This is a genomic window from Ramlibacter lithotrophicus, assembly GCF_012184415.1.
Taxonomy (GTDB): domain Bacteria; phylum Pseudomonadota; class Gammaproteobacteria; order Burkholderiales; family Burkholderiaceae_C; genus Ramlibacter; species Ramlibacter lithotrophicus.
Map to the genome: position 1 here is coordinate 26,542 of NZ_VTOX01000001.1, position 18,693 is coordinate 45,234.

The 18,693-nt window shown below is 70.5% G+C and carries 16 protein-coding genes; 5 read left to right on the top strand and 11 right to left on the bottom strand.

The features are described from left to right. Nucleotides 1-26 precede the first annotated feature (26 nt). The 3 genes from RAMLITH_RS00150 to RAMLITH_RS00160 all read left to right on the top strand — a co-directional run bounded on the left by RAMLITH_RS00150 (nt 27) and on the right by RAMLITH_RS00160 (nt 4,086). A complete protein-coding gene (locus tag RAMLITH_RS00150) occupies nt 27-2,657 on the top strand; it encodes a sensor histidine kinase (RefSeq protein ID WP_168105331.1) in 2,631 nt (876 codons plus the stop codon). A gap of 143 nt (nt 2,658-2,800) precedes the next feature. Continuing rightward, entirely contained in the window at nt 2,801-3,673 is an 873-nt protein-coding gene (locus RAMLITH_RS00155; protein WP_168105332.1) for a lysozyme family protein, read from the top strand. 47 nt (nt 3,674-3,720) lie between these two features. Beyond that, the gene (locus tag RAMLITH_RS00160) at nt 3,721-4,086 is read left to right on the top strand and encodes a translation initiation factor Sui1 (protein WP_168105333.1); all 366 of its coding nucleotides are present in this window, start codon (nt 3,721-3,723) and stop codon (nt 4,084-4,086) included. A 36-nt stretch (nt 4,087-4,122) separates the two neighbouring features. Here the strand turns inward: RAMLITH_RS00160 and RAMLITH_RS00165 are convergent, their stop codons facing one another. Further along, on the bottom strand, nt 4,123-4,773 hold the full coding sequence (locus RAMLITH_RS00165; RefSeq protein WP_168105334.1) for a hypothetical protein: 651 nt from the start codon (nt 4,771-4,773) through the stop codon (nt 4,123-4,125). Between the two features lie 254 nt (nt 4,774-5,027). Between RAMLITH_RS00165 and RAMLITH_RS00170 the strand changes: the two genes are divergently transcribed. Together RAMLITH_RS00170 and RAMLITH_RS00175 are read left to right on the top strand one after the other, a co-directional pair. Further along, the gene (locus RAMLITH_RS00170) at nt 5,028-6,776 is read left to right on the top strand and encodes a 7TM diverse intracellular signaling domain-containing protein (RefSeq protein ID WP_168105335.1); all 1,749 of its coding nucleotides are present in this window, start codon (nt 5,028-5,030) and stop codon (nt 6,774-6,776) included. Between the two features lie 54 nt (nt 6,777-6,830). After that, nucleotides 6,831-7,391 carry a hypothetical protein gene (locus RAMLITH_RS00175; protein ID WP_168105336.1) on the top strand — a complete coding sequence of 187 codons (561 nt, stop codon included), beginning with the start codon at nt 6,831-6,833 and terminating at the stop codon, nt 7,389-7,391. Nucleotides 7,392-7,411: 20 nt separating this feature from the next. Here RAMLITH_RS00175 and RAMLITH_RS00180 read toward each other — a convergent pair whose 3' ends face one another. The 10 genes from RAMLITH_RS00180 to RAMLITH_RS00225 are packed head-to-tail and all read right to left on the bottom strand — an operon-like array spanning nt 7,412 to nt 18,673. Then, on the bottom strand, nt 7,412-8,245 hold the full coding sequence (locus RAMLITH_RS00180) for an aldo/keto reductase (protein ID WP_168105337.1): 834 nt from the start codon (nt 8,243-8,245) through the stop codon (nt 7,412-7,414). A 58-nt stretch (nt 8,246-8,303) separates the two neighbouring features. Beyond that, nucleotides 8,304-8,678, bottom strand: a complete 375-nt coding sequence (locus RAMLITH_RS00185; RefSeq protein WP_168105338.1) for a RidA family protein — start codon at nt 8,676-8,678, stop codon at nt 8,304-8,306. Then, nucleotides 8,675-10,129, bottom strand: a complete 1,455-nt coding sequence (locus RAMLITH_RS00190; RefSeq protein ID WP_168105339.1) for an N-acyl-D-amino-acid deacylase family protein — start codon at nt 10,127-10,129, stop codon at nt 8,675-8,677. The genes RAMLITH_RS00185 and RAMLITH_RS00190 overlap by 4 nt, the downstream gene beginning before the upstream one ends. Nucleotides 10,130-10,139: 10 nt before the next feature. Next, on the bottom strand, nt 10,140-11,126 hold the full coding sequence (locus RAMLITH_RS00195) for an ABC transporter ATP-binding protein (protein WP_168105340.1): 987 nt from the start codon (nt 11,124-11,126) through the stop codon (nt 10,140-10,142). Beyond that, on the bottom strand, nt 11,123-12,157 hold the full coding sequence (locus tag RAMLITH_RS00200; protein WP_168105341.1) for an ABC transporter ATP-binding protein: 1,035 nt from the start codon (nt 12,155-12,157) through the stop codon (nt 11,123-11,125). Before RAMLITH_RS00200 ends, RAMLITH_RS00195 begins: the two co-directional genes overlap by 4 nt. A gap of 2 nt (nt 12,158-12,159) precedes the next feature. Beyond that, a complete protein-coding gene (locus RAMLITH_RS00205) occupies nt 12,160-13,044 on the bottom strand; it encodes an ABC transporter permease (RefSeq protein ID WP_168105342.1) in 885 nt (294 codons plus the stop codon). A 5-nt stretch (nt 13,045-13,049) separates the two neighbouring features. Continuing rightward, nucleotides 13,050-13,985 carry an ABC transporter permease gene (locus tag RAMLITH_RS00210; protein WP_168105343.1) on the bottom strand — a complete coding sequence of 312 codons (936 nt, stop codon included), beginning with the start codon at nt 13,983-13,985 and terminating at the stop codon, nt 13,050-13,052. Between the two features lie 11 nt (nt 13,986-13,996). After that, nucleotides 13,997-15,580, bottom strand: a complete 1,584-nt coding sequence (locus RAMLITH_RS00215) for an ABC transporter substrate-binding protein (RefSeq protein WP_168105344.1) — start codon at nt 15,578-15,580, stop codon at nt 13,997-13,999. 11 nt (nt 15,581-15,591) lie between these two features. Further along, nucleotides 15,592-17,076 carry a M81 family metallopeptidase gene (locus tag RAMLITH_RS00220; protein WP_168105345.1) on the bottom strand — a complete coding sequence of 495 codons (1,485 nt, stop codon included), beginning with the start codon at nt 17,074-17,076 and terminating at the stop codon, nt 15,592-15,594. Between the two features lie 7 nt (nt 17,077-17,083). Beyond that, nucleotides 17,084-18,673, bottom strand: coding sequence for an ABC transporter substrate-binding protein (locus RAMLITH_RS00225; protein ID WP_181017724.1), 1,590 nt, complete (start codon nt 18,671-18,673; stop codon nt 17,084-17,086). Nucleotides 18,674-18,693 lie beyond the last annotated feature (20 nt).

Sequence of the window (18,693 nt, forward strand, 5' to 3'; positions counted from 1 at the left end):
TGCAACCCTGAGACGAGGGGTGCGGTATGGCGGCGGACGAATGGCCTGGGGGGGCGGACGGCGGCAGGCAGCGCTGGCCGCCCGATGTCGAACGGTGCGCGGCCGCACTCGGCGAGCCGCAGCAGTGGTCCCAGGCGCTGCTCACCCTCCTGGGCCTGATGCGCCGCTCCGGCCTGCCGACCCTGCTGGCCTGGGGTCCCGAGCTGCGGCTGCTCTACAACGAACCGTTCGCGCCCGTCCTTGGCACCAGGCACCCCGACGCCTTCGGCGAACGCATGCAGGACGTCTGGGCGGACGCCTGGAGCACCATGGGACCGGCGGTCCAGCGCGCGCTGGCCGGCGAGGCCTGCACCCTCAAGGACGTGCCGGTGCCGGCGGGGCCCGGCAGCCGCGGCGCGCGGCGCTGGTTCACCCTCTCCTTCACGACCGCCTACGGCGACGACGGCCTGAGCGCGGGCGTGCTGGCGGTGGCCAGCGAGACCACCGAACACGTGGCGCTGGAGCGTCGCAATGCGTTTGAATTGCTGCTCGCGGACGAACTCGGCACCTTGACCACGGGCGCCGAGATCGCCCGCGAGGCCTGCCGCCTGCTGGGCGTGCACCTGGACGCAAGCCGCGTGTCCTACCTCGAGACCCGTGCCGGCGCCGGCACCGTGCTGGTGGTACAGGACTGGACGGCCGGGGAGCTGCCGTCGCAGGCCGGCCGCGAACTGGGCGTCGCCGATTTCGGCACGCGGGCGATGGCGCAGCTGCGAGCCGGCCGGGTGATCCGGGTCAACGACTTCGCCGACGAGCACCACCTGCACAACACGGCGTGGGACGGCGACATGGTCTTCGCCGAAACGCGCTCGCTGCTCGCCGTGCCGCTGTTTCGCGGCGGGCGGCTCGCCGCCGTGCTGCAGGTCGACGGCAGCAGCGCGCGCTCCTGGACGGACGACGAGGTGGCGATCGCGACCGAGCTGGCGCAGCGCACCTGGTCGGCGCTCGAGGCCGCCGCGGCGCAGGAGCGGCGGCTGCGGGCGGAGCGGGAACTGCACAGCGCCGCCGCGCGCCAGTCGTTCCAGCTCGAACTGGCCGACCTGCTGCGGCCGCTCACGCAGGCCGAACCGATCATCGCGGCGGCGAGCGCCCTGCTCGGGCGCCATCTCGGGCTGTCGCGCGTGCTCTATGCCGAGGTGGACGACGGCGAAGGCCTGTTTCGCGTGCGCAGCGACTGGACCGACGGGCAGGTGCCCAGCATCGCGCGCACGGCGCGGCGCAAGCTCGACGATTTCGGTCCCGCCATCATCGCGGCGCTGCGGCGCGGCGAGACCGTGGCCGTCGACGACGTGCAGCACGATCCGCGGACGGCGGCGTGCGCCGCGGCCTATGCACAGGTGCAGGTGCGGGGCCTCGTGCTGCTGCCGCTGCTGCAGGGCGGGCGGCTTGGCATCGTGCTGAACCTGCACCAGGCGCGGCCGCGTGCCTGGCGCGAGTCGGACCTGCAACGGGCGCGGGACATGGCGGCACGGACCTGGCTGGCGCTGGATGCGGCGCGCGCCCAGGCCGCGCTGCGGGCCGAGCGGGACCAGGGGCGCTACGTGCTGGACACCATCGGCGAGGGTTTCCTGCTGCTGGACCGGGCCTGCCGCATCGTGCAGATCAACGCCGAGGGACTACGTCTCGTGCAGCTTCGCGCCGAGGCCGCGATCGGCGCCATGGTCTGGGACGTCTGGCCCGACGTGCGCGACGGCGCGCTGGCGGGGCTGCACCAGCAGGTGGTGCGTACCGCGCAGGCGGCAGCCATGGAGTATCGCCGCGTGCAACCCGGGCAGCAGGACTCCTGGCTCGAAGTGCGTGCGCTGCCTGCGCTCAACGGCGGCGTGGCGGTGTTCTACCGCGACATCGGCAAGCGCAAGCGGGCCGAGGAGCAGCTCAAGGAGGCCGACCGCCGCAAGGACGAGTTCCTCGCGACGCTCGCGCACGAACTGCGCAATCCGCTGGCGCCGATCGCGACCGCCGCAAAGATGCTGGCGTTGGCCGGGCTGGAGCCGGCCGCCGCCCGCCGCGCGGGCGAGGTGATCGCCCGCCAGGCAGGGCACATCAGCCGGCTCGTCGACGAGTTGCTGGACATTTCGCGGATCAAGCGCGGCGTGGTGGCGCTGGAGCGCGAAGTGGTGGATCTCAGGGCCATCGTGCCGGATGCGGTCGAGCAGGTCCAGCCGCTGCTCGAGTCGTGCCGGCACCAGCTGGTGCTGGACATCCCGCCCGCGGCCGCGCCGGTGTTTGCGGACCGGCGGCGCCTGCTGCAGGTGCTGGCCAACCTGCTGACCAACGCGGGCCGCTACACGCCCGCGGGCGGGCGGATCACGCTGGCGCTGGCGGCCGACCCGGCGCAGGTCACCATCGCCGTGCGCGACAACGGCATTGGCATGACGCCGCAGCTGGCGGCCTCCGCCTTCGACTTGTTCGCGCAGGCCGAGCGCAGCAGCGACCGCAGCAATGGCGGGCTGGGCATCGGCCTGGCGCTGGTGCGGGGCATCGTCGAGCTGCACGGGGGCAGTGTCGTGGCACGCAGTGACGGCCCTGGACGGGGCAGCGAACTGGTCGTGCTGCTGCCACGGGCCGACCGGGCGTCCGTCGGCGACGCGGCCCTGCCGGCAGCGGCCAAGCCTTGAGCGGGACCGCTCGCCGGCTGTGCCAGCCCCGGCAATGTGTGGAAAGTTCCGCGCGTGCGCGCTCATCTGCCGATGCAATTGAAACAACGCTGAACTTCACTGTTGACGGCCGGTCCCTTGGTCTTTTGTCGGAAGAGGACTACATGACCAGCGCCAGCGTGAAATGGGCCGCGTACTCCGGGGCCGCCGGATTCGTCACCGTCGGGCTCGCGAGCTTGCTGCTCATCGGGCCGAAGGGCCCCTTGCACGGTCAGGTCAAGCTGCAGGAAGCGGGGTCGGTGGTTGCCACCAGCGCACCCCGCGGCGCGGCACGCCAGCGAGTGGCCGCCGCGGCGCCGCGCCCCGTGCACGCAGTGCCCGTTGCCGCGGGCACGGCGCCGGTCGCGAATGGCCATTACGACCAACTGCGCAGCCGCCTGCGCTGGGTGCAGACGCGCATCGGCGGCGACGAACTGCTGACGCCCGACCTGCACTCGCGGGTGCTGCTCGCCAAGTCCGCGGCCGAGCGCGCCGGCCTGGAAGAGGTCGGGCTGAGCTTCATGGACGTCTACGGCATCATCAGCGCGGAGACTTCGTGGGTGCCGCGGCTGGGCGCCAGCAAGGACGGGACGCCCAACCTCGGCATCGCCCAGTTCGAGCCCGCCACCGCGCGGCTGCTGGGGCTGCGCAATCCGGACGACCCGGTGGAGGCGATCCACGCCGCTGCGGTGCTCATGAAGGAGGCCGCCCAGTGGAGCGCGGACCGCCTCGACGGATTGAAGCTCGGCGCGGGCGAGCGCGCGACGAAGCTGCGCGAGGGCGTGTCGATCTACTACAACCTGTCCAGCAAGGGACGGGCCAGGTGGAACGTGCACAACACGCGCCAGTTGCCGCGCGAGACCCAGTTGCACATCCTCAACGCCCGCCTCGGCGCTGAAGAAGCCGCGCTGCACGAGGCGCAGATGCGCGCCGCTGCCTTCCGCCGCCGGCACGACGACGCCGTGCTCACCGCTGGCAACGCCGCCGCCGGCGGCTGACCGGTGCGCGTACAGTGCTGCCGGTCGAGCAGCATGAGGAAATTTCGATGGCGGGGATCAAGCCGAGGTCCGGCGGACTGGTGTATTCGACCGACGGGGGGCGCATGTGCCCGGTCTGCCGGCGGCCGCTGGCGCAGTGCGGTTGCCGCCGTGCGCCCGCGCGGCCGGCGGGCGACGGCGTGGTGCGCGTGTCGCGCGAGAGCAAGGGCCGCGGCGGCAAGACGGTGACCCTGGTGCGGGGCCTGGCACTCGACGATGCCGCGCTGGCCGTGCTGGGCCAGAAGCTCAAGGCCGCCTGCGGCTCGGGCGGCACGGTGAAGGACGGGGTGATCGAAGTGCAGGGCGAGCACCGCGAGCGGATCGTGCAACTGCTCCAGGCGCAGGGGTTGACGGCGAAGATCGCCGGCGGCTGACGGGGCACGAGCCGGTGCCCCTCGGCCGCGGCGGCTTCAGCGCTGCCGCGGCCGTACCGGGCGCAACGCCTGGGGCTGCGTCTGCAGGTACATCGGCCGGGTCGCGTCGGGGCTGCCGCTCTCGGCGGCGTGGCGCTTCAACTCGGCGTCGCGCACGGCGAACAGCTTGTCCAGGTCGTGCCGTACCGAATCCTTCGCATCCACCGATCCGGCCGGCGGGGTCGGGATCCGTACCGGGCCTTCGATGATGTCCCCCGCGGCGGTGGCGGCGGCGAGCGGTTGCCGCGCCTCGGTGCGGCGGTGTTCGGCCGTCCAGAAGCCGGCCTGCGGCATCGGCGGGCACGCCGCCTCGTCCGGCAGGGCGAACTGCCAGGAAATCCCCATCAGCCAGTCGGCGGCCAGCGGGTCGTAGCCCAGCAGCCGCACCACCAGGCTGTTCTGCAATGCCACGGCGTGAGTGAGCAGGCGCGGGTCCCAATGCTTGATCAGAAGGCGCCAGTGCATTCCGGCCTCGCGCCCCCTGGCCGTGGCAACGAGCATCTCGGCGCCGATCCAGGACGCGGGGATGCCGTGCCGCGTCAGGGTCTTGCGCAGCACCGTCCGCATCATGTCGCGCCGCATCGAGGCAAGTTCCGCTGCCGATGACCGCGGGTCGGCCGCCATGTCGGGCGAGAACTGCGAAAACATCCGGGAGGCCTGTGCCGCCCTGGGATCTTCACGTCCGAACAATTGCCTGAGAAAACTCATCGCGGCCTCCGTCTGCCCGAAGCCGCGGACGCGGCTGGATCTGAACCGTCGAGCATGGTAACAAATTGTTATATGCTTTGGGCGCCGGCTGTGGTTTCACCGCATCGCCACCGGGGGCAGGGTGGCAAGGCGGGACCGCCCTGCTCGGCAGGAGTACAACACGGCGGACGCCGACAACACGAAGAAGCAACCGGATGGAACCAGCGTCTTTGCCCCTCCGCCGCTGGTGGCAGCGGCTGGCGCGCTGCTGCGTGGCGGCGTGCCTGCTGCCCTTGCTGGCCGCGGCGGCCGGGCTCGCGCCGCCGGGCCTGGCGCCGAACGGCGTCCAGTACTGGCCGGACGCGACCGGCACCGCCGGCTTCGCGCAGGCGCGGGCCGAACTCGACCAGGGTCGCGGCCTGCGCGTCGATACGCACCGCGTGATGCCGCTGGGCCCACGGCGCGCCGTGTGGTACCGCCTCGACATGCAACCCGTTGCCCAGCCACGGCAGGTGGTGCTCACCTTGCCGATCGCCAGCATCGACCTGGTCGAGCTGTTCCGGCCGGACGGCAACGGCGGCTGGCAGGTGCAACGCGCCGGCGACGCCCTGCCGGTGGGCGAATGGCCCGTGCGCTACCTGCACCCGGCCTTCGCTTTGACACTGCGGCCCCAGGCCGAGCCGGTCGCCTACCTGCGCGTGCAGCACAGCCATCCCGTGAGCATCCAGTGGACGCTGCGGGACGCCGGCGCCTTCAACGAGGCCAACAAGCTCTGGCACCTTTTGCTGGGCGGGTATGTCGGCTTCCTGCTGCTGGTGGTGGTGCTCGCCGCGGCGCATGCGGTGCTGTGGCGCGACAGCATCCACCTGTACTACGGCGGGCACGTCATCCTGGTGGGGCTGGTGGTGCTGTCGCTGACCGGCCTGGCCGGCGAGTACCTGTGGCCGTGGAATGCCTGGTGGAACGACGTGGCGCCGGCGGTGCTGGCCGCGGCGGCGCTGGGCGGCATCGGCCTGTTCGTGCGCGAACTGGTAGCCGAGCGCGGCCGGCGCCTGCTGTCGTCGGTCCTGCTGCTGCTGGCGGCGGGCTGCTTCGTGGTGGCGGCCGCGTACCTGGCGTTCGGCCGCGAGCGGGTGTTCCTGGTGCACAACATCAATGCCGCCGTCAGCCTCACTGTCTTTGTTGCCGCCGCCGGCTGGTACGCGCTGCGCCATCCCAAGGTAGGCGGCTGGGTGTTCGCGGGACTGGCCGTGCTCGCCCTCGGCGCCGGCTTTCCGCTGCTGCGCAACCTGGGCCTGGAGCCGCCCGCGGCCGTCACGCCGTATGGGCTGCAGGTCGGTGCGGCATTGCAGATTCCACTGGTGCTGATCGGCCTGTACTTCCGCAGCCGCGAGCGCCGGGACAACCAGTTGCGCGTCCACGCCCTGGCCCGCACCGACCCGCTTACCGGCGTCGGCAGCCACCGGGTGCTGCTCGAGCGGCTGGAGCAACTGCTCGGACGGCACCGGCGCGATCCGCTCGCTGGCGCCGTGCTGCGCCTGCGCGTGAGCAACCTTGCGGCCATCGGTCACGATTACGGGCGCGAAGCCGCCGAAGCCGCGATGGTTCGCGCTGCCGAATGCGTGGTGCACGAAGCGCGGGAGGGCGACACCGTCGCCCGCGAGCAGGGCGGGGATCTCGTGCTGGTGCTCGAGGGGCGGAGCAGCCGCGACCAGGCCGCCGCGACCGGACGCAATATCATTGCCGGGGGGCTGAAGTTTTCAGGTCGCTTGCCGCCTGGTGTGACCCTGTCCTTGCACGTCGCGGGCCTGTGCGCTCCGTTCCCGCGGGGAAATGCGCAGTTGCTGCTGGGGGCGCTCGGGCAGATGCTCCAGGACATTGCCGCTGATCCGGGCGGCCGCGCCATGCGCATCGTGGATGGCAGCGACGGGGCGGACTCGGGCCACGGCGAAGTCGCCCGATGAGCTATCGTGCAGGCGGCTGCGGCGCCATTGCACACGAACAGGGAGGGGCAGTACATGGCCGGTGGTGAGAAGAAGGCAGTGCCACGGCCGGGCCCGGCAGCGGGCGAGCGGTACCTGCCCGGCGACCCGATCCCGGCCCCCGAGGCGGTCGAAGGTAACAGCGATTCGGTGTGGGACCTGTGGCACCGCACCCAGCAGGCCCAGGAGGCCGGTTATGCCGAGACGGCGCCGGCCCCGGTCATCCCGTCCGAGTCCTCGGACCCGTACGCGCCGACCGCGCCGGCGCGCCTGACCAGGCGCGAGGCCGAGCGGGTTCGGCCGCCGGCGCCCAAGCCGCCGACGATCAACGACGCCATGCTGGAGGTGCGCCGCAACAACCGGGTCTGCCCCAGCCCGGCCCGCTGGCAGCAGTTGTACGAGATGCTGCCCAATCGCACCGAATCGCGGCCGACACCGCCGCTGGTCGGGCCTTCCTGGCAAGCCACGCCTTCATTGTCCAAGCGCATGTGCCTGCGCGAGCACCTGGCCTGGGCCGAAACCCACGAATCGCTGCCGCAGGTGCTCGACTTCCTCAAGCAGTTGCCCGAGGAAGAGTGGCATCACATGGGCGACTAGCGTTTCCGCGCGCGAGCCCCCTACACGCCGAGTTCCGCCAGCCGCGGCCGCCAGAACGCCGGTCCGGGCAACTCGCCCGTCCCCGCGCCGGCGTTGTCCCGCATGTGCCGCGGCGACGACGTGCCGGGGATGACGCAGGTGACGGCGGGCTGCGACAGCACGAACTTGAGCAGCAGCTGGTTCCAGCTCTCGCAGCCGATGTCCGCGGCCCATCCCGGCAGCGCTTGCTGCCGCAGCCGCCCGAGGAGCCGTCCGCCGCCGAACGGAAGGTTCACCAGCACGGCGATGCCGCGTTCTGCCGCGAGCGGCAGCAGGCGCTGCTCCGCGGCCCGGTCGGTGATGGAGTAGTTGAACTGGACGAAGTCCAGGACCTCCGCGCTCATCACGGCCTCCAGCTCGGCGTGCGCGGCGTCCGTGTAATGCGTCACCCCCAGGTACGAGATGCGGCCCTGGCTTTTCCACTCGCGCAAGGTGGCGAGGTGGGTGCGCCAGTCCAGCAGGTTGTGGACCTGCATCAGGTCGATATGCGGCGTGCGCAGCAGCGCCATCGAACGTTCCATCTGCTCGATGCCGGCCTGGCGGCCGCTGGTCCAGACCTTCGTGGCGACGAATGTCTTGGCGCGCGAACCGCTGCGCTCCAGCAACTCGCCGGCCACCTGCTCCGAACTGCCGTACATCGGCGAGCTGTCGACGACGCTGCCGCCGGCGGCGAACAGCGCCGCGAGCACCTCACCGCGCTGCGGCAGTTCCGCTGGCTGGTTGCCGACGTCGAAACCGCGCCAGGTGCCCAGGCCGATGACCGGCAGCGGCGCGCCTGTGGAGGGAATGATGCGGGTGTGCATCCGCGCGACCATACTGGGCCGGGGCTGCACTGGCAAGCTGGGCGCTGAGCAAGTGCGGGCCCCGCCGGCCTCAGCGCCCCGGCGCGAAGGCAGTCACCTCGATCTCCACCTTGGCGTCGCGATAGAGCTTGGCCTCCACCGTGGAGCGGGCGGGCAGGCCGGCCGTGAAGTGCTTGCGGTATTCGTCGTTGAAGGCGGCGAAATCGTCGAGGTTGCCGAGCCACACGGTCGTCTTCACGACGTCGCCCATGCCCGAGCCGAGTTCCTGCAGCGTGGCGGCGATGCGTTCCAGAACGACGCGCGTCTGGACCGTGATGTCGCCCTCGACGATGCTGGCGTCGGCGTTCATCGCGAGCTGGCCGGAAAGGAACAGAAAGCCCCCGGCGCGCACCGCCTTGGAGAAGGGGACGGGCATGGGGGTGGGAATGCGTTCGATCTGGTTCATGTCATGGTCTCCTGGGGAGTGCGGGTGAGGACCTGGCCGTGGCGCGCGCCGGTGTGGACGCCGCCCTGCCAGGTGACCGCGCCGTTGACGATCACGCTGACGATGCCCTGGGCGGGCAAGGTCGGCGTTTCGTAGTTGGCGGCGTCGCGGACCCGGGTGGCGTCGAAGACGACGACGTCGGCGTGGTGGCCGACCTTCAGCGTGCCCCGGCCGGCGAGGCCGAAGTTGCGCGCGGTCAGGCCGGTCATCTTCCACACCGCCGTCTCCAGCGGAAACAGGCCCACGTCGCGGCTGTAGTGGCCGAGCACGCGCGCAAAGGTGCCCCACAGGCGAGGGTGCGGCTTGTCGCCGACCGGAATGCCGTCCGAGCCGATCATGGTTTCCTCGAACGCCATGATCCGCTGCACGTCGTCTTCGTCCATCATGAAGTAGATGGCGCTGCCGGGCTGGAGGCGGCGCGCCGCCTCGTCCTTCGCGACGCCCCATTGGCGGGCGATGTCGTCGAGGTCGCGGCCGGCGCATTCCGGGTGCGGCTCGCTGGAGGCGATCAGCACGCGGCCGTCCAGCATCCCGCGGTCGGTGCGGATCATCGTCGAGCCGGCGGTGTAGGGATAGCAGTCCAGGCCGATGCACTGGTGCTTCATCGCTTCGCGGATGAACGGCAGGGTCTGCGCCGACCGGCCGAAGTTCTGCGTGTTCTGCAGTTTGTGGTGCGACACCACGACCGGAATTTCCAGCGCCCGCCCGATGCGGAAGGTCTCGTCCAGCGACTCCAGCACGCGGTCGCCCTCGTCGCGCATGTGCGTGACGTAGAGCGCTTTGCGCGCCGTCAGCGGCCGTCCGACCTCGATGATCTCTTCGGTCGAGGCGGCGGTGGCCGGCGGGTAGAAGGTGCCCGTGGACATGCCGATCGCCCCGGCCTGCATGGCCTCCTCGACCAGCGCCCGCATGGCGGCGATCTCGGTGGCGTTGGCCGGCCGGTCGAGCGCGGCCATGGTCACGGCCCGCAAGGTGGTGTGCCCCACCATGGCCGCGACGTTGACGGAGGACGGCTGCGCGCGCAGTGCCTCCAGGTAGGCGGCGAAGGTCGTGAAGCGGCCGGTGGCCGGCGCCTCCAGCAGGCTCAGGGGCATCGGCAGGTCCATGCCTTCGCGCAGCGGCGCCGCGCTGATGCCGCAATTGCCGCCGACCACCGTGGTCACGCCCTGGGAGACCTTGAAGCTCATGTCGGCCCGGGACAGCACGGCCTGGTCGTCGTGCGTGTGCGCGTCGATGAAGCCGGGCGCGACGATGCAACCCTCGGCGGCCATCGTGGCGCGCGCCTGCAGGCCGGCGGTGTCCCCGATCGCCACGATGCGGCCGCCGTCGATCGCGACATCGGCATCGAAGCGCGGCGCCTTGGTCCCGTCGATCACGGTGCCGCCGCGGATGATGAGGTCGACCGTCTTCATGAGCGCTCCTTCAGCGGAAATGGCAGGCGACGAAGTGGCCTTCGCCTTCGCGCGGCGTCAGCGGCGGCTTGCTCTCCCTGCACACCGCCTGCGCCAGCGGGCAGCGCGTGTGGAAGCGGCAGCCGCTCGGCGGATTGGCGGGGCTCGGCGGATCGCCTTGCAGCAGGATCCGCTTGACCTTCTTGCGCGGGTTCGGCACCGGCACCGCCGACAGGAGGATCTCGGTGTAGGGGTGGCGCGGCGCCGAGAACAGCGTGTCGCGGTCGCCCACTTCGACGATGTGTCCAAGGTACATCACCGCGACCCGGTGGCTGATGTGCCGCACCACGGCCAGGTCGTGCGCCACGAACAGGTAGGCGATGCCGAATTCGTTCTGCAGGTCCATCAGCAGGTTGACGACCTGCGCCTGCACGGAGACGTCCAGCGCCGAGACCGGCTCGTCGCAGACGATCAGTTTCGGGTTGAGCGCCAGCGCGCGGGCAATCCCCAGGCGCTGGCGCTGCCCGCCGGAGAACTCGTGCGGATACTTGCTCGCGGCTTCGGCGCGCAGGCCCACCTTCGAGAACAGCCACTCGACCCGCTCGCGCCGCTCGGCGGCGCTGTGCACGCCGAAGTTGCGCAAGGGCTCGCCCACGGCTTCGCCGGCCGAAAGGCGCGGGTTGAGCGAGGCGTAGGGATCCTGGAAGATGATCTGCACGTGCCGGCGCTGCTGCCGCATCTGCTCCGCCGACAAGGTCAGCAGTTCGCCGCCGTCCAGCTTGACCGAGCCGGAGGTCGGCTGCACGAGGCGCAGCACCGACTTCGCGGTGGTGGTCTTGCCGCAGCCGGACTCGCCGACCAGCGAGAGGGTCTCGCCGCGCGCCACGTCGAAGGAGACGCCGTCGACGGCCTGGATGGGCGGCCGCGCCTTCGCGAGCCAGCGGCGCGGGGCGATGTAATGCTTGGTCAGCTGCCGCACCTGCAGCACCGGCGCGCTGTTGGTCACGGGCTCGATCATGCGAGCGCCTCCTCGGTGGCTGGCAGGCGGTTCTCTTCGACCGCGAAGCAGGCGACGACGTGGCCGTTGCCGTGCGTGGCGAGCGCCGGGGTCTCCGCGCGGCACCGTGCCTGCGCGTACGGGCAGCGCGCGGCGAACGCGCAGCCGCGCCCGAGCTCGTGCGGCGCCGGCACCATGCCGGGGATCTCCGCCAGGCGCTTGCTGTGCGTGTTCATCGCCGGCATCGACAGCATCAGGGCCCGGGTGTACGGATGCAGCGGCCGGTCGAACAGGTCGATGACGTCGGCTTCCTCCACCTTGCGGCCCGCGTACATCACGACCACGCGGTCACAGCTCTCGGCGACGACGCCGAGGTCGTGCGTGATCATCACCACGCCCATGCCCATCTCCTGCTGCAGTGCCTTCAGGAGGTCGAGGATCTGCGCCTGGATGGTCACGTCCAGCGCCGTCGTCGGCTCGTCGGCGATCAGCAGTTCGGGGTTGCAGGCCAGGGCCAGCGCGATCATCACGCGCTGGCGCATGCCGCCCGACAGCTGGTGCGGATACTCGGTGACGCGCCGTGCCGGTTCCGGGATCTGCACCACGCGCAGCATCTCCACGGCGCGCTCCATCGCCTGCCGTGGGGTGGCGCCCTGATGCAGTTGCACCGTTTCGGCGATCTGGCGGCCGACGGTGAGCACGGGGTTGAGCGAGGTCATCGGCTCCTGGAAGATCATCGAGATCCGGTTGCCGCGGATGTCGCGCATCTCGCGCTCGCTGAGTCTCAGCAGGTCGGTGCCGCGGTAGCGCACCTGGCCGCCGGCAAATCGGCCGGGCGGGCGCGGGATGAGACGCAGGATCGACAGCGCCGTGACGCTCTTGCCACAGCCGGATTCCCCGACGACGCCGAGCGTCTGCCCGGCGTTCACGGTGTAGCTGATGCCGTCGACCGAGCGCACGGTGCCGGACAGCGTGTCGAAGTAGGTGCGCAGGTTGTCCACTTCGAGCAGCGGCGCTTCCTGGCGGGGAGAGGCGGGTTGGGCCATGGTCATGGTCACAGCTGGCGCGCCAGGCGTGGGTCGAGCGCGTCGCGCAGGCCGTCGCCGAGCAGGTTGATCGCCAGCACGGTGAGCGCCAGCAGGATGCCGGGATACAGGATGATGTGGAAGGCCACGGCGACGTAGTTGCGGCCTTCGGCCATCATGTTGCCCCAGCTCGGGGTCTGCGCCGGCACGCCGACGCCCAGGAAGGAGAGGGCGGCTTCGATCAGCACGGCGGAGGCCGCCACGAACGTCGCCTGCACCACGAGCGGCGCCACCGTGTTGGGCAGCACATGCCGCCAGAGGATGGTCGGCAGCCGGGTGCCGACGGCGTGCGCCGCTTCCACGAACAGCTGCTCGCGCAAGGTGAGCGCCAGCGATCGCACCAGGCGCGCCACCCGCGGGATCTCGGGAATCGTGATCGCGACGATCACCGTCGTGAGGCTCGCCTGCGTCACCGCCATCAGCGCGATGGCCAGCAGGATGCCCGGGATGGCCATCAGGCCGTCCATCACCCGCATGATCGGGCCGTCGGACCAGCGCACGAAGCCGGCGGTGAGCCCGAGGAACACGCCGGCCATCGTGGCGAGCGCCGCCACCGACAGGCCGACGATCAGCGAAACGCGACCGCCCCACACGGCGCGGCTGAAGACGTCGCGGCCCAGGGCGTCGGTGCCGAAGTAGTGCTCGGCCGAAGGCGGCTGCATCCGCGCGATCGGATCGAGGTCCTGCGGATCGTGGGTGGCGATCCAGGGCGCCGCCAGCGAGATGACGACGACCAGGAGCAGCATCAGCCCGCCGATGATCAGCGTCGGGTGCTTGCGCGCCCAGCGCCAGCGCCGCAGCGGCGGCGCGCCCTCGTCGGGCAGCTGTTCCGGGATCGAAATGGTGGCGGACATGGATTTCAGTACTGGATGCGGGGATCGAACAGGCGGTAGCTCAGGTCGATCAGCAGGTTGATCAGGACGTACACGCCGGCCGAGATCAGCAGCACGCTCTGGATCACCGGATAGTCGTGGCGCTGCACGGAATCAATCACGAGCCGGCCGACGCCGGGGATCGCGAACACGGTCTCGGTCACCACCACGCCGCCGATCAGCAGCGCGATGCCGACGCCGACGGTGGTGGCGATGGGCACGGCGGCGTTGCGCAGGGCATGGCCGAGGACCGGCAGCACGCCCAGCCCCTTGGCCCAGGCCGTGCGGATGTAGTCCTCGTGCAGCACTTCGAGGACGGTGGCGCGCGTCATGCGCGTGATCAGGGCGATGTAGACCAGCGCCAGGTTCACGCAGGGCAGCACCAGGCTCTGCAGCCAGCGCCCCGGATCTTCGGCGAAGCGCACGTAGCCCTGCACCGGGAACCACTGCAGCTGGATCGCGAAGCCGTAGATCAGCAGGTAACCGACCAGGAACACGGGCAGCGAAAACGCCAGCACCGCGAACACCATGACGATCCGGTCGATCCAGGTGCCGGCGCGGTAGGCCGCCAGCGTTCCGAGCGGCACGGCGACCAGCAGCGTGATCAGCATCGTGAAGGCGGCGATCGACAAGGTCGGCTCGATCCGTTGTCCCAGCAGCTCGGTGACCGGCACGTGGGTAAAGATCGAGGTGCCGAGGTCGCCGGTGAGCAGCTTGCCCAGCCAGATCATGAACTGCTCCCAGAGCGGCCGGTCCAGGCCCAGCGCCACGCGCAGCTTGGCGATGTCCTCGCCGGTGGCCAGGTCGCCGGCGATCAGCGCCGCCGGGTCGCCGGGCGACAGGTGGATCAGCAGGAACACGATGACGGCCACCACCGCCATCACGGGCAGCGTCGAGAGCAGCCGGCGCAGGAAATAAGCCATGCGAGGAAACCTTACTTGTCCAGGACCCAGACGTTGGGAATGCCCGACCACAGCTTCTCGGCGCCCTTGAGCTCCTTGCGCGCCGCGGCGGCCGGCGTGTACTGGCCGAGCACGAGGTAAGGCGGGACTTCGAAGGCGCGCGCCTGGAACGCGTCGAGCGCCTGCTTGCGCTTCGCCGGCACCGTCTCGCGGATCCAGGCAGTGCGCAGTTCGTCGAGCCGCTTGTCGCACGGCCAGCCGGGCAGGGTGTTGCCGCAGGCGGCGCTGAGATAGGTGCTGACGATCGGGCTGTTGATGGCGAACTCGTTGGCGACGGTGGCGTAGGCGCTCCAGCCGCCGGCTTCCGGCGCGTCCTTCTTCGCGCGGCGGGCGCCGATCGAGGACCAGTCCATCGTGACGCCTTCAACGTTCAGGCCGATCTGGCGCATGGTCTGCAGCGTCATCAGCGACAGTGCGTTGAGGTACGGCACGTCGCTGGTCACGAGCAGCACCACCTTCTCGCCCTTGTAGCCGGATTCGGCGAGCATCTGCCTCCCCTTGGCGATGTCGGGCGTGCGGAACGGTTCGGCGCCGGCGAGCGTCTCGTTGGCGCTGCCGCAGATGAAGTAGGTGCCGCAGTAGGCCATGCGCATGTCCAGCGGATAGCCCATCGCCGCGTTGAACTTCGCCTGGTCGACGGCCTTGAGCACGGCCTGGCGCACCTTGGCGTTGTTGAACGGCGGGTGCAGCTGGTTCATCACCAGCTGCGCCTGCTGCGTGCCGGCCGACATCAGCTTCACGTTGGCGTCGGACCGCAGCGGCGTGATGTAGTCCGCCGGCACCTGTTCGATGAAGTCGACTTCCCCTTTCTTCAGCGCGGCGACGGCGCTGTTCGAATCGGGCAGGTAGAGCCACTCCACGCGGTCGAAGCGCGGCTTCTTGCTGCCGGCGAGGCCGCTCGGCGGCTCGCTGCGCGCGACGTAGTGGGGGTTCTTCACGAACACGGTCTTGCTGCCCGGCAGCCATTCGTCGCGCTTGAAGATGAACGGTCCCGAGCCCAGCACTTCGGAGATCGGCGCGTTCGTCGGCAGCTTGGCGAGGCGCGCCGGCAGCACCACCGGCGGAAAGCCCGATGGCTTGGCCAGGGCGTCGAGCACCATGCCGAACGGCTCCTTCAGGACCAGCTTGAAGGTCTTGTCGTCCACGACCGACCACTGGGCGCCGGCGGAGCGCATGGCCCCGCCGAAGGTGTCGCGCGAAGCCCAGCGCTCGATCGACGCCACGGCATCCGTGGAGGTCACCGCCGTGCCGTCGGAAAACTTGAGCCCTGGCCGCAGCGTGAAGGTCCAGGCGAGGCCGTCCTTGCTGGCCGTGTACTTGTCGACCATCTGCGGCTGCGGCTTGCCCTGGGCGTCCTGGGCGAACAAGGTGTCGTACACCATGTAGCCGAAGTTCCGCGAGATGTAGGCGGTGGTGAAGGTCGGGTCGAGGATCTTGACGTCGGCGTGGGCGACGAAGCGCAGCGTCTTGGCCTGGGCGTGGGTCACGGCCGGCAGCAGCGCAGCCAGCGCGAACGCGCCGGCCGCCGCGGCGCGGGCAAGAAGGGAGGGTTGCATGGAGGGTCCTGTCAGAGGGGGCGGGCGAGCGGCAGCAGCTCGGGCGTGGACACGTCGTCCAGCGGCCAGCGTGGCCGCCGGATCCTGGTGTAGGGCAGCGTCGGCGTGTGCGGCGTGGCCGCCCCGGGGGCGCCGACGTAGATCACCTGCGAGGCGATCTTCGAGAACGACGCGTGGAAATGCTGCGCCGACTTGACGACGATGAAGCGCCTGGCCGCAAGATCGCAGCCGAGCTGTGTGAAGACGTCCGTGCCGAGCGCCTGGTTGCGGATCGAGACCAGCACGATCTCGATGCCGTCCGCCTCGACCAGCGCGCAGTCGCCCATGTCGGTCGGTGCCCCGGCGAGCCCCGTCATGACCATGTCGGCCCGGAGCGACTTGACGGTGCAGTCGAGGTCCAGCGGCTGCCCCGAGAGGGGACCGATCTTGCCGCCGATGCGCAGCGCCAGTTTCGCGCCTTCGCCCGCCTCGAAGGCGATGCGCACGGCGATCGGGTCCCAGACCGGGCCGATCGCGCCGTTGGTGAGGCCGCGCTCGATCATGCGTCGCAGCACGAACGTCGAGTCGCCCGGGGCGCCGCTGCCGGGGTTGTCGGCGCGGTCGGCCAGCACCACCGGACCGGGGTCGGCCGCCACTGCCTCGTCGAGCGCCGCGTCGATCCCGGGATAGCGCACCGCAAGCCGCTCCCGCATCGCGATCATCTCCGTGGCGAGCCGCAGCGCGAGCGTCTCGGCCTGCTGCCGGTTGCCGTCGGTGTATACCAGCACCTTGCTGCCCATGTCGGGCACGTTGCCGTGGGCGAAGCCCTGGCCGATGGAGACCGTCAGCACGCCGTCCCTGCCTTCCAGCGACTGCACGCGGTCGATGAAGCTGCGGGCCGGTTCGCGCGTCGTGTGGATCGGGACCACCATGCGGCAGTCGACCAGCGCCGCGACCGGCCGGACCCGTCCGGCCGCCGCCGCCTCGCACAGGTTCACCAGTTCACGGGCGCGCTCCAGGACGTCGGTGTGCGGGTACTCCTTCATCGAGACCAGCACGTCCGCCTGTTCCACCATCCGCGGTGACAGGTGCATGTGCGGATCCAGCTCGGCGCCGACGACCACGCCGGGACCCACGATCTGGCGCACGCGGGCCAGCAGGTCGCCTTCGCAGTCTTCGTAGCCGTCGGCCACCATGGCGCCGTGCAGCCCGAGCAGCACCATGTCGACCGGCAGCGCCGCGCGCAGGTCCGCGAGCAGTTCGTCGCGCAGCTGCTCGTAGGCTTCGCGCGTCACCGTGCCGCTCGGCTGGGCCGAGGCCACCATGCCTTCGATCAGCGTCCAGCCGCGCTGCGGCGCCGCTTCGCGCAGGGCGTACAGCGGCCCCGCGAAAAGGTTCAGATCCTTCGGATGCCGCCCGGCGGGGAAGTAGCCGCGGTCCTTGAAGGACGCGAGCCCGGTCGGCATCGGGGCGAAGGTATTGGTTTCGGTCGCCAGCGACCCCGTGAACACGCGCATGGCCGGCTCAGCGGTCGAGCATCCACACGGTGGGCATGCCGTTCCACATCCTGTCCAGGCCCTTCAGGTCGGCCCGCGCGGCGAGGGCCGGCGAGTACTGGCCCGCATTGACGTAAGGCACGGCCTCGTAGGCGCGCTGCTGGAACGCGTCGAGCAGTTGCCGGCGCCTGGCGGGGTTGGTCTCCTTGAGCCACGCCGTGCGCAGTTCGTCGAGCTGCTTGTCGCAAGGCCAGCCGGGCAGGCTGGTGCCGCAGGGGGCGCCCAGGTAGGCGTTGGTGATCGGCGAGTCCACGTCGAACTGCCCGGCCACCGTCACGTAGACGTTCCAGCCGCCGGCCGACGGTGCCTCCTTCTTGGCGCGGCGGGCGCCGATCGAGGCCCAGTCCATGTTCTGCGCGTCGACGTTCATGCCGATGCTGCGCATCGCCTGCACCACCATCAGCCCCTCGGCGTTCAGGTAGGTCACGTCGCTGGGCACCAGCACCACGACCTTCTCGCCCTTGTAGCCGCTCTCGGCCAGCAATTGCTTCGCCCTGGCCAAGTCGGGCTTGCGGAAGGGCTCGGCCCCGGCCGCGGTCTCGTTCGGGCCGCCGCAGATGAAGTAGCTGGCGCAATAGGTGACCCGCATGTCCAGCGGGTAGCCCATGGCCGCCATGAACTTCTCCTGGCTGACGGCATGCGCCAGCGCCTGGCGCGCCTTCGGGTTGTTGAACGGCGCGTGCAGGTGGTTCATCACGATGAAACCCTGGTACGCGCCGGCGGCCTTCACTTTCAAGTTCGGGTCCTGGCGCAGCGGATTGATGTAGTCCGGCGGCAGCTGCTCGATGTAGTCGACCTCGCCCTTCTTCAGCGCCGCGGTGGCGCTGTTGGAGTCCGGCAGGTACAGCCATTCGACGCGGTCGAAGTTCGGCTTCTTGCTGCCGGCCAGGCCGCTCGGCGGCTCCGAGCGGGCGACGTAATTGGGGTTCTTCACGAACACCGCCTTGTTGCCCGGCACCCACTCGTCACGCTTGAAGATGAACGGCCCCGAGCCGAGCACTTCGGTCAGCGGCGAGGTCGTGGGCATCTTGGCCAGGCGCTCGGGCATGATCACCGGGGGAAAGCCGGACGGCTTCGCCAGGCCTTCGAGCACCATGCCGAACGGCTCCTTGAGCTTCAGCGTGAAGGTGCGGGCATCGACGGCGGCCCACTCCGCGCCGGCATTCCCCATGGCGCGGCCGATGCTGTCGCGGGCGCCCCAGCGCTGCAGCGACGCGACGGCGTCGGCGGACGTCACGGGCTTGCCGTCGGAGAACTTCAGGTTCGGACGCAGCGTGAAGGTCCAGGTGAGGCCGTCCTTCGAGGTCGTGTGCTTCTCCACCATCTGCGGCCTGGGCTGGCCCTTCGCATCCTGGGCGAACAGCGTGTCGTAGACCATGTAGCCGAAATTGCGGGAGATGTACGCCGTGGTGAACGACGGGTCGAGGATCTTGAGGTCCGCGTGGGCGACGATGCGCAAGGTCTTGGCCTGCGCCAGCGCCGGCGAGCCGCCGAGCAGGGCGCCGTAAGCGAGTGCCGCGGCGGCGGCGAGCGCAGTGAGGGAGCGACGGTGGATCATGGTGTCTCCTTGGGAACTGT

Coding starts and splice junctions, on each gene's coding strand:
- RAMLITH_RS00150 (WP_168105331.1), top strand. CDS start 27: ATGGCGGCGGACGAATGGCCTGGGGGGGCGGACGGCGGCAGGCAGCGC.
- RAMLITH_RS00155 (WP_168105332.1), top strand. CDS start 2,801: ATGACCAGCGCCAGCGTGAAATGGGCCGCGTACTCCGGGGCCGCCGGA.
- RAMLITH_RS00160 (WP_168105333.1), top strand. CDS start 3,721: ATGGCGGGGATCAAGCCGAGGTCCGGCGGACTGGTGTATTCGACCGAC.
- RAMLITH_RS00165 (WP_168105334.1), bottom strand. CDS start 4,773: ATGTTTTCGCAGTTCTCGCCCGACATGGCGGCCGACCCGCGGTCATCG.
- RAMLITH_RS00170 (WP_168105335.1), top strand. CDS start 5,028: ATGGAACCAGCGTCTTTGCCCCTCCGCCGCTGGTGGCAGCGGCTGGCG.
- RAMLITH_RS00175 (WP_168105336.1), top strand. CDS start 6,831: ATGGCCGGTGGTGAGAAGAAGGCAGTGCCACGGCCGGGCCCGGCAGCG.
- RAMLITH_RS00180 (WP_168105337.1), bottom strand. CDS start 8,245: ATGGTCGCGCGGATGCACACCCGCATCATTCCCTCCACAGGCGCGCCG.
- RAMLITH_RS00185 (WP_168105338.1), bottom strand. CDS start 8,678: ATGAACCAGATCGAACGCATTCCCACCCCCATGCCCGTCCCCTTCTCC.
- RAMLITH_RS00190 (WP_168105339.1), bottom strand. CDS start 10,129: ATGAAGACGGTCGACCTCATCATCCGCGGCGGCACCGTGATCGACGGG.
- RAMLITH_RS00195 (WP_168105340.1), bottom strand. CDS start 11,126: ATGATCGAGCCCGTGACCAACAGCGCGCCGGTGCTGCAGGTGCGGCAG.
- RAMLITH_RS00200 (WP_168105341.1), bottom strand. CDS start 12,157: ATGACCATGGCCCAACCCGCCTCTCCCCGCCAGGAAGCGCCGCTGCTC.
- RAMLITH_RS00205 (WP_168105342.1), bottom strand. CDS start 13,044: ATGTCCGCCACCATTTCGATCCCGGAACAGCTGCCCGACGAGGGCGCG.
- RAMLITH_RS00210 (WP_168105343.1), bottom strand. CDS start 13,985: ATGGCTTATTTCCTGCGCCGGCTGCTCTCGACGCTGCCCGTGATGGCG.
- RAMLITH_RS00215 (WP_168105344.1), bottom strand. CDS start 15,580: ATGCAACCCTCCCTTCTTGCCCGCGCCGCGGCGGCCGGCGCGTTCGCG.
- RAMLITH_RS00220 (WP_168105345.1), bottom strand. CDS start 17,076: ATGCGCGTGTTCACGGGGTCGCTGGCGACCGAAACCAATACCTTCGCC.
- RAMLITH_RS00225 (WP_181017724.1), bottom strand. CDS start 18,673: ATGATCCACCGTCGCTCCCTCACTGCGCTCGCCGCCGCCGCGGCACTC.